The organism is Phenylobacterium sp. (assembly GCF_036723115.1).
Taxonomy (GTDB): domain Bacteria; phylum Pseudomonadota; class Alphaproteobacteria; order Caulobacterales; family Caulobacteraceae; genus Phenylobacterium.
Map to the genome: position 1 here is coordinate 1 of NZ_DAIMHV010000228.1, position 2,559 is coordinate 2,559.

The following is a 2,559-nucleotide window of genomic DNA, read 5'->3' on the forward strand; positions in this document are numbered from 1 at the left end:
GTTCAGGCGCCGGGGGCTGTGCGCAGCCCGCCAGAATGGCGAAGCCGGTGATCGAGAGCGCCGTGAGTGCGCCGCGAAGACGAGTGGCCGTGCTCATGGGCGAGACATCCCTTCCCTAACCGCCGAAGACCATACCATGGGGGTTCGGCGCCATCATGGCCTCAACATCGTAAACTATTGTTCACCAAGCTTGGCCAGAAGCCTCGCCCTTGGGGCGAGGGACAGATCGTCCAACAGCACACGCGCCGCGCCGCTGCAAGCGGCGCCGCAGGCGGCTCTGCGCACAGGTTCGATAGCGGTCGGGCGAGGCCTCAGTCGAACAGCTTGGAGACCGATTCCTCGTTCGCGATGCGCCGCACCGCCTCGCCGATCAGGCCCGCGCAGCTCACATAGCGGATCTTGCCCGCCGAAGCGGCCCGTTCCGGCGCGGCGATGGAGTCGGTCATCACCAGTTCCTTCAGGACCGAGGCGTCCACCCGCTCGATGGCCGCGCCTGAGAGGACGCCGTGGGTGACATAGGCCGACACCTCAGACGCGCCCCCGTCCACCAGGGCCTGGGCGGCGTTGCAGAGCGTGCCGCCCCCGTCGATGATGTCGTCGAACAGCACGCAGCGGCGCCCCGCCACGTCGCCGATGATATTGGCCACCTCGCTCTTGCCGGGGCCGGAGCGCCGCTTGTCGACAATGGCCAGTTCGGCGTTCAGCCGGCTGGCGACGGCGAGCGCCCGCACCACCCCGCCCACGTCGGGCGAGACGATCATCATCTCGTCGGGGGCCTGGTAGTGGGCCTTGATGTCGTTGGCCAGCAGCGGCGCGGAAAGCAGGTTGTCGGTGGGGATGTCGAAAAAGCCCTGAATCTGGCCGGAGTGCAGATCCATGGTCAGCACCCGGTCGGCGCCGGCGCGGGTGATCAGGTTGGAGACCAGCTTGGCGGAGATGGGCGTCCTGCCGCCGGTCTTACGGTCCTGCCGGGCATAGCCGAAATAGGGCATCACCGCCGTGATCCGCCGGGCCGAGGCGCGCTTGAGCGCATCGATGCAGATCAGCAGCTCCATCAGATTGTCGTTGGCCGGGTAGCTGGTGGACTGGATCACGAAGACGTCCTCGCCGCGGACATTCTCGTCGATGGTCACCCAGACCTCGTTGTCGGCGAAGCGCTTCACCTGGGCCCGCGTCAGGGGCACGTCCAGATGGTCGGAGACGGCCTGGGCGAGAGCCTGGTTGGAGTTGCCCGCCAGCAGTTTCATTCAAGTCCCCTGAGGTCCGCGCGCCTTTGTCCGGCGGGCTTTAATCCACGGGCCTCGCCCCCGGCAACCCTTGGGCCGCGATCAGAGGGTGATGGCCGACAGAAGTCGCCCGTAATCCGCCTCGCCGGCCTTGAAAGCCCGGCGATTGGAAAAGAAGTGTTCGGCCTCGGCGCAGGTGTCGCGGCCCAGGGCCTCGGCCCGAACGACGCAGGCTGCGGCCAGGCGGTCCAGGACGAATCCCGGCAGGTCGAACTGTCGCTTGTCGGGGCTCTGGCCGGGGGCGAAGAACCGGTCGAATTGGGCGCCCTCGGCCACGAAGCGGTCGCGGTAGTCCTTTCCCACCTCATAGGAGGCCTGGGCGATGCAGGGACCGACCGCGGCCAGGATGCGTTCGGGGCGCGCGCCGGCCGCCGTCATCTCCGCCACGGTGGCGGCCACCACTCCGTCCAGGGCGCCCTTCCAGCCGGCATGGGCGGCGGCGACCACGCCGGCCTCCGGGTCGGCCAGCAGGATGGGGGCGCAGTCGGCGGCCAGCGCGCCACAGATGACGCCTGGCGTCGTGGTCACCACCGCATCGCCTTCGGGCCGCGCCTCGCCCCAGCTTTCGGCGGCGCGGTGGGCGATGGCCGAATGGATCTGGTGGCAGGTGGCCAGGGCGGGAGCCGGAAGTCCGAAATGGGCGGCGGCCCGGCGACGGTTCTCCGCCACCGCCTCGGGGGCGTCGCCGGACCCGGGGCCGGTGTTCAGGCTGGCATAGAGGCCCTGGGAGACGCCGCCTTTGCGGGTGAAGAAGGCGTGGCGGACGCCCGCGGCGCTCAGCAGGCTCGAGGTGAGGGCGGGCAGGGCGGAGGTCATGGGGCGGTCTCGAAGCCGGGAGGTGAGAGGTCTTGACCATGCAGGCAGAGGACCTTGAACAGCTGGCCCATCTGGTCGGGCGAGGTGAGCCGGTGGAACTGGCGGGCCAGGCGGTCGGACTGGTCGGGGCGGGCGGCCGCCAGGGCGCGGGCGCGGGTCTCGATTCCCATCCGTCCCAGGAACTGCGCCTGGGTCAGCAGGGGGGCGGCCCGGGCGCCGGCCGCCCGAGCGGCCTCGGCCACCTGGGCGAACTGGGCGTGAACGGTCAGGTCGGCCTCGCCCGGGCAGGCCAGGGGGTCGACCTTGCGGTGAGCTTTCAAGGCCTGGAATGTGTCGCCGCCGGCCTCGCCCTCCGCCGGCCCATAGTCGATGAGCAGGGCCGCCCCCCCGTCAGCGGAAAGTCTCTCCCCCAACTCGGCGCCCAGGGCCTGCTGGGCGGCGGATATCTCCACGATGT

The 2,559-nt window shown here is 70.1% G+C and carries 3 protein-coding genes; all 3 read right to left on the reverse strand.

The annotated features are described in order from the left end of the window. Window positions 1-311 precede the first annotated feature (311 nt). Window positions 312-1,247 carry a ribose-phosphate pyrophosphokinase gene (locus V7D28_RS14810; RefSeq protein ID WP_333588150.1) on the reverse strand — a complete coding sequence of 312 codons (936 nt, stop codon included), beginning with the start codon at window positions 1,245-1,247 and terminating at the stop codon, window positions 312-314. 81 nt (window positions 1,248-1,328) lie between these two features. Further along, complete coding sequence (gene pgeF, locus V7D28_RS14815) at window positions 1,329-2,102, reverse strand: peptidoglycan editing factor PgeF (protein ID WP_333588151.1); 774 nt, start codon at window positions 2,100-2,102, stop codon at window positions 1,329-1,331. Then, window positions 2,099-2,559: SAM-dependent methyltransferase (locus tag V7D28_RS14820; RefSeq protein WP_333588152.1), on the reverse strand; the 461-nt coding region annotated here is incomplete at its 5' end. The genes pgeF and V7D28_RS14820, both read right to left, overlap by 4 nt.

Bases quoted from the DNA above. Each gene is read 5' to 3' on its own strand.
- pgeF (WP_333588151.1), bottom strand. From the start codon at position 2,102: ATGACCTCCGCCCTGCCCGCCCTCACCTCGAGCCTGCTGAGCGCCGCG.
- V7D28_RS14810 (WP_333588150.1), bottom strand. From the start codon at position 1,247: ATGAAACTGCTGGCGGGCAACTCCAACCAGGCTCTCGCCCAGGCCGTC.